Genomic DNA, 6,558 nt, shown 5'->3' with positions numbered 1-6,558 from the left:
ACCCTGCCCCCGGACCATGCCCTGGCCCCGGCTGCCATGCCATGGGGTATTAAAAAGCTCCTGGACCCCGGTCCAGTCCCCTCTGTCGCGGTAATAAGCGGTAAAAAAATCGGCCCACACCTGCTGGCGTTTCCAGGCTACCTCATCCAGGTACCCATGAAAGAAAGTCCTGGTGGCCCAGCCTACGGCAACCGTTAGGGTCGCTACCGCCAGGAGAACTACCATGATAAAGGCCAGGGTTAACCTGGTCCTGAGTTTCAACCCGCTCACCCTTTTCTGCCCGGAATCTATCCTTCGCCAAATTTATACCCCACACCGTAAACGGTGAGAATGTAGCGCGGATTGGCCGGGTCGTCTTCGATTTTACGGCGCAGGTTGCTGATATGGGTGTCAATGGACCTTTCATATCCCTGGTATGCTTCGCCCAGGGCCGCATCCAGGAGCTGCAGCCGGCTGTACACCCGGCCCGGATGCTGGAACAAAACAGATAAAAGATTAAATTCCGTCGGAGTAAGGTTCAGGGGCTGTCCCTTTTTGTATACCTGGAGGCCACTAAAATCTATGGTCAAATCGCCCCTGGTCTGCACCGTATTTTTGGGCTGTTCCTGGCCACCGGTACGGCGCAAGACGGCCCGGATACGCGCCGCCAGCTCGGCTAAACTGAAGGGCTTGGTGATGTAATCGTCGGCTCCCAGCTCCAGTCCTAAAAGTTTGTCTATTTCCTCAGCTTTAGCCGTGAGCATGATGATAGGGACCTGGCTTTCCTTCCTGATTTCCCGGCAGACATCGAGACCGCTCAAGCCCGGCAGCATTAAATCTAAAATAATCAGGTCGGGCTTTTCCTGGCGCGCTTTTTTTAGCCCCATGACTCCATCAGCAGCTATTAAGACTGCAAACTGTTCCTTAAGTAAATATTGCTGGATCATAGTGGCTATTTTTTCTTCATCTTCGATGATTAAGATCTTCTTTTTATCCATCCTTTTCATCCCCGGGGAGGCTATGTTATTAACTGTTTCGCTACCAGCAGTGTTTTTCCTTTATTTCTCCTGGTTTAAGAATACCCAGGGGGTAATCCCCCTGGGTAGACACAATGATGGTTAAAACTACCCGTACAGGTTACTGTTGACTGCTAGCCTGGCCGCGGCCAAAGCCTGCACCCTGGCCGGCCCGCCCCCTTGGCCCAGCCTGCATCCCCTGGCGGGCTCCGCTATTGCCCGGGGCACCGGCCTTCCAGCCGCCACGGCCCTGGCCATTGGGACCAACTGTCGTCCGTTCAAGGTTCTGCCCAATCCTCTCCTGCATGTTTTCCAGGCAGTAACTGGCCTGCTCCGGGGTTATCTGGCCGGCGGCCACCTTTTCATCCAGGAGCTTTTGCCGTTCAGCCGTTATCGTGTCTACCAGCTGGTCTTTACTAATCCCGTGTTCAGCGGCAATCCCGGCTATGGATTTACCCGCCTGGCGCTCGGCCCTTAGGTCTGCCAGGTCCAGGCCCAGGATTTTGCTGAGTATACCGAGCATTCCTCCCTGGGCTCGCCCCAACCCCAAGCCTAAACCTGGACCATAAGTAGTCTGGGTGGACTGAACTGGGGTACCTTCGGCTGCCAGGGAAGACCCGGGCTGGGTTGCCACCAGGAATCCTCCCAGGACCAGGGGGGCTGCCACAGCAGCCAGTATCTTTTTGCCCTTCGTCACCTTACATCATCCCTTTCTTTTTTTCTCGAAACAACCAGGCCTGTTGTTTCTTGGTTTAGGAATAGCATACCCTAGGAGTCTCAGGATATTATCGAGAAAATGTTAAGAAGTTCTTAAGATAATAAAGACTTTCCGCAACGGTAAAGGCCTGAGGGCATGCAAGACATCTGGCTGAAGCGGGATGCCCCACCTCTAATTATGATCTGACTGGATTAGATGAACTGGTTACAGTTTACACCGAGCGGGAAAAGCTTGCAAGGGTTTATAAGCTCCATGGAGAAGTCAGTATTGACTTAGAAATCTACTGGAAATAAAAAAGCCCTGCCTACTACTAGCAGGCGGGGCGTTTTTGCATGTCTAAGGGGACAGCGGTTGCGCACAGAATAGCGCGGTTTATTACTGATACTGCCTTATCTGGCCTATATTGGCTGGGCTATAAGTATTAATCATGGTGCTTGTCGTTACGTCCTTCATGGTCGGTACCTGGTAATAGCCTTTTTGATTCATGTACTGCCATACTTCATAAGCCTGCTCGGCGCAGTTAATGGCCCCCTGCTGGATCATCCGCCGCAGTTCCAGGTCGGCACATTCTAAGGAAGCCATCATTCTAAAGGCTGCTGAAGCCTTATGGCATCCCAGCATGCCGCTGGCTACATCCCGGTCATCCATTTCGTGAATAGAGGTATTCGGCGTTTGGGTTTCCGGGTTATTTAAGCCGTAAACCGGGGTAGCCGTTCGGGGTACGCGGTAAGGCACCGCCTGGGTGATACCGCGCTGGTTGATGGCTTGAACCATGTTATTGTACTCCTGGGTCATAAATTGCAGCTGTTTGTCCAGGATAGAACGGAGCTGGTGGTCTTTGACGTGGGGGCGGTACAACTGGAATTGATTGATCCCATCGATAGTGTCGCTCAAAACTTCATGGATTTCCATTACTTCATGGGCGCCGTACTGGGCCACCATAAAAATCTCCTCCTGAAAAAGATAGTTTGGGTCGAAAGTTATTATGTCCAGCTCTCAGGTAAATTATTTACCTCCAGGAAGCACGTTATGTCAAATTGCCTTCCCTTTCCGTCATACTTTCTATCACACTAAGGCTTCCTTTTTATATCCCAAAGGATTAAAATACAGGTAGTGTGTCAACAATGCAAAATAAAAAGGAAACGTGAAAGTGGCAGAACGAGGGACAATGGGACTGGCCCGCTCAGTAGCTATCATGAGCCTGGCTGCCGGCGTGTCACGGATTCTTGGTTTTTTACGCAACACAGCTATTTCCGCCCTGTTTGGCCAGAATCAGCTGACCGACATGCTCAATACCTCCTTTGTTATCCCGGATACTATCTATTTAATTCTGGTGGGCGGCGGGGTTAGCTCGGCCTTTATCCCGGTACTGGCCAGTTACCTGGCGGAAGAGAATGAAGATGCCGTCTGGCAGACAGTAAGCATTGCCTTTAATCTGGTCCTGACCCTGGTAGGAGTAGCCGTAATCCTGGGGATGATCTGGGCTCCCTGGCTGGTACACCTGATAGCCCCGGGCTTTGATGCTGATCAAGTGGCTTATACCGCCTATCTGACCCGGATTGTCCTTCTGGCCATCCTTTTTCACTGTCTGAATGGGGTCTTAATGGGGACAGAGTACGCCTACCAGTCCTTTATAGGCACGGCCATTGGCCCCCTGGTATATAACGCTGCCATTATAGTTTTTGGCCTCGCCCTGGCCGGTAAATACAGCATTGCCGCCTTTGCCATTTCTACCCTGATTGGCGCGGCCCTGAATTTCCTGGTGCAGGTCTGGGGAGTATGGCACCTTAAGCCCCGCTACCGGCTGGTCCTGGACCTTAAGAATCCAGGCATTCGTAGGATTTTTAAACTAATGCTGCCGGTAACCATTGGCCTTTCCATTGCCCAGTTAAACCTTTTCTTTAACCAGACTTTCATTGCCTCCTACCTGCCCCGGGGTTCCATTAATGCCCTGACTATCTCCAGCCGGGTGGTGCTGGTGCCCATCCTCTTTGCATCATCCATGGGAATTGCCCTTCTACCGGCCCTGACCCGTATTGCCATGGAGCGGGATTATAGTTCCTTTACCCGTTACCTGTCGGGCTCTTTAAGGGCCGTGGTTTTCATCTCCATCCCGGCCACGGTGGGTCTAATTGCCCTGGGGCAACCGGTGGTCAGGGTTCTCTTCCAACATGGCCGCTTTACCAGTGCCGACACCCTGGCCACTACCGAAGCCCTGGTCTTTTACTCCCTGGGTATAACGGCCTATGGTGCCTATGAGATTTTGAGCCGGGCCTTCTATGCCACCCAGGATACGGTAACTCCCCTGAAAATCGGCCTGGTTACCCTGGTAGCGGGCACCGCCTTGAACTTTACCCTGGGACCGGCCTTCGGCATCCGCGGCCTGGCCCTGGCCTACTCCCTGGCCGGTTGCGTCAACGTCGCCCTGCTGCTCTATTACCTGCGGCGCAAGGTGCAAACCTCCCTGGAAGGTCGCCGGTTGCTGCAAACTTCTATGAAAAGTCTCCTGGCAGCTCTGGTCATGGGCCTTCTCCTGACCCTGGCGTCCGCTTATATTCTGCTCCCGGTAACCTGGCCCCTCCTGGTGCGGGAAGGGCTGGAGCTGGCCCTGCTGATTACCCTGGGGGTTTTAAGTTATGGCGGCCTGACGTGGTTGTTGCGTATGGAGGAGCTGGCCATGTTTCTAAATATCCTCAGCCGCCGCCTGCACCGTTCCCGGGCCGCAACGGGTTAAGTGGGGTGAAAATATGCTCCGAGCTTTCCTGGCCCTTTGGATTGGCCGCCTGGTAGCCCTGCTATTTCGCTGGTTAAAAAGGGGAGGTACCTCCCTGCCGGGCTATCTAGCGCTGAAGATTGACCCGCAGTTAATGGGCCGTTTAACATCCAGGTATGAAAAAGTTATCATCGTTACCGGGACCAACGGCAAGACGACGACCACCAACCTCCTGGCCAGTATTTTACGGGCTGCCGGGTTAAAGGTGGTTCACAACAGCGAAGGGGCTAATATGCCGGCCGGCGTGGCCACGGCTCTCCTGGCCCGGCGGGGGGAAGTTGCTGTCCTGGAAGTAGATGAAGGCACCCTGGGCCTGGTTACCCGGCAGGTTAAAGCCGGGTTGGTAATCATCACCAACTTATTGCGGGACCAATTAGACCGCTACCATGAGCTGGAACAACTGGCAGCGGCCATCAGCCGCGCCCTGGCAGCCATCCCGGCGGCCACTCTGTTCCTTAACGCCGATGATTCCCTGGTCACTTCCCTAGGCCCGGGAAGGGGGAAGGTCCGCTACTTTGGCCTGGCCCGGACCCCCTGGAGCCAGGCGACAACCAGTGAAGTCCTGGAAGGCCATATCTGTCCCCGCTGCCGCCGGCCCCTCCAGTTTAATTTCTACCATTACAGCCACCTGGGGAATTATTACTGCCCGCAGTGTTCCTACAGCCGCCCCCCGGCCGATTATGAAGCCCGGGAATTAGAGCTAAGTTCCGCGGGCGCCCGGTTTGACCTGGTTTACCCGGCCGGAAAACTGGCCCTCCGGACCCCTATGCCCGGGATTTATAATGTCTACAATGTTCTGGCCGCTGCCAGTGTCGCCCTGCTATTAAAGATTGACCCGGCAACCATTGCCCGGGTGGTGGCGACCTTCCTCCCGGGCCAGGGCCGGGCTGAAACTTTTAGCCTCAGGGATAAACGATTGACCCTGATGTTAGTAAAAAATCCTACCGGCTTGAGCGTGGCCTTAAAAACCCTGACTGCCGGCCGCGGGAAAGCGACCTATCTCCTGGCCATCAATGACCTGGCCGCCGACGGCCGCGACGTCTCCTGGCTCTGGGATGCCGATATCAGTCCCTTGTTACAGGCTCCTTACCACCGGATTATCTGTGCCGGCCTGCGGGCCGGTGATATGGCCCTTTGTCTCAAATACCAGGGGGTAAAAGAGGCGGACCTGAAGGTTATCCCCGACCAGGAAGAAAGCGTCGACTTTTTACTGGGAGAACCAGTCGACGAAGGCCTGATTCTCTGTACCTATACCAACCTGGCCCTTTACCGCCGCATCCTTAAAGCAAGGGGGGCTGTCAGTGAAGTTACGCCTCTGCCATCTCTATCCGGAACTCCTTAACCTCTACGGCGACCGAGGTAATGTCTTAATCCTTCGCCGCCGGGCCGAGTGGCGGGGTATTGAAGTGGAAGTGACCCAGATCTCCCTGGGGGATAAGCTGGACCCGAAGGCCTATGACCTTTTCTTCCTGGGTGGCGGCCCCGACCAGGAGCAGGGGGTGGCCAGTGCCGATTTAGTTGCAAAAGGTCCCTGGCTCAAAGAGGCGGTAGAAGCAGGCGCCGCCCTGCTGGCCATCTGCGGCGGCTACCAGCTCCTCGGCGAGTATTACCGCACCAGTACAGGGGAAACATTACCCGGCGTAGGCCTTTTTGCTGCCTATACCGAAGCCGGCAGCAAACGCTTGAAGGGTAATATTGCCATCCAGGTGGAGGAGTTAGGTGCGGACCGGCCGGTGATTGGCTTTGAAAACCACGGCGGCCGCACTTTCCTGAAGGGAGCCCGGCCCCTGGGCCGGGTAATTTACGGCGATGGCAACAACGGCACCGACCAGACGGAAGGTGCCCGCTACCGGAACGCCATCGGCACCTACCTCCACGGCCCTTTATTGAGTAAGAACCCGCACCTGGCCGATTACCTCCTCCGGCTGGCCCTGCAGCGTCGTTACGGGGCAGTAGATCTACCGCCCCTTGATGATTCCCTGGAACTGGCCGTTAATGAAGCGGTCTACCGGCGCTTTTTGCCCACTAAAGGAAAATGGTAAAACCATCAATTTACCACCAGTAAGACCAGC

Annotated in this window: 6 protein-coding genes and 1 pseudogene; 3 read left to right on the top strand and 4 right to left on the bottom strand. The window is 54.9% G+C overall.

Annotated features, from left to right (window positions below; genetic code table 11):
* The 4 genes and pseudogenes from MOST_RS03680 to MOST_RS03665 all read right to left on the bottom strand — a co-directional run.
* Window positions 1-261, bottom strand: a pseudogene (locus tag MOST_RS03680) (hypothetical protein); the annotation flags it as partial.
* A 26-nt stretch (window positions 262-287) separates the two neighbouring features.
* Window positions 288-977, bottom strand: a complete 690-nt coding sequence (locus MOST_RS03675; protein WP_106007030.1) for a response regulator — start codon at window positions 975-977, stop codon at window positions 288-290.
* A gap of 139 nt (window positions 978-1,116) precedes the next feature.
* Window positions 1,117-1,692, bottom strand: a complete 576-nt coding sequence (locus MOST_RS03670) for a hypothetical protein (RefSeq protein WP_054937340.1) — start codon at window positions 1,690-1,692, stop codon at window positions 1,117-1,119.
* A 396-nt stretch (window positions 1,693-2,088) separates the two neighbouring features.
* Window positions 2,089-2,655, bottom strand: a complete 567-nt coding sequence (locus MOST_RS03665) for a spore coat protein (RefSeq protein ID WP_054937341.1) — start codon at window positions 2,653-2,655, stop codon at window positions 2,089-2,091.
* 226 nt (window positions 2,656-2,881) lie between these two features.
* Here MOST_RS03665 and murJ point away from each other — a divergent pair, with 226 nt between their 5' ends.
* The 3 genes from murJ to MOST_RS03650 are packed head-to-tail and all read left to right on the top strand — an operon-like array spanning window position 2,882 to window position 6,528.
* The gene (gene murJ / locus MOST_RS03660; protein WP_054937342.1) at window positions 2,882-4,447 is read left to right on the top strand and encodes a murein biosynthesis integral membrane protein MurJ; all 1,566 of its coding nucleotides are present in this window, start codon (window positions 2,882-2,884) and stop codon (window positions 4,445-4,447) included.
* Window positions 4,448-4,460: 13 nt separating this feature from the next.
* Window positions 4,461-5,828 carry a Mur ligase family protein gene (locus MOST_RS03655; protein ID WP_054937343.1) on the top strand — a complete coding sequence of 456 codons (1,368 nt, stop codon included), beginning with the start codon at window positions 4,461-4,463 and terminating at the stop codon, window positions 5,826-5,828.
* The gene (locus MOST_RS03650; protein ID WP_054937344.1) at window positions 5,788-6,528 is read left to right on the top strand and encodes a type 1 glutamine amidotransferase; all 741 of its coding nucleotides are present in this window, start codon (window positions 5,788-5,790) and stop codon (window positions 6,526-6,528) included. Before MOST_RS03655 ends, MOST_RS03650 begins: the two co-directional genes overlap by 41 nt.
* Window positions 6,529-6,558 lie beyond the last annotated feature (30 nt).

The sequence above is a fragment of the Neomoorella stamsii genome (assembly GCF_002995805.1).
Classification (GTDB): Bacteria; Bacillota; DSM-521; order Neomoorellales; family Neomoorellaceae; genus Neomoorella; species Neomoorella stamsii.
Note: the sequence above shows the minus strand (reverse complement) of the source record. Positions and strands in the feature narration are given on the sequence as shown.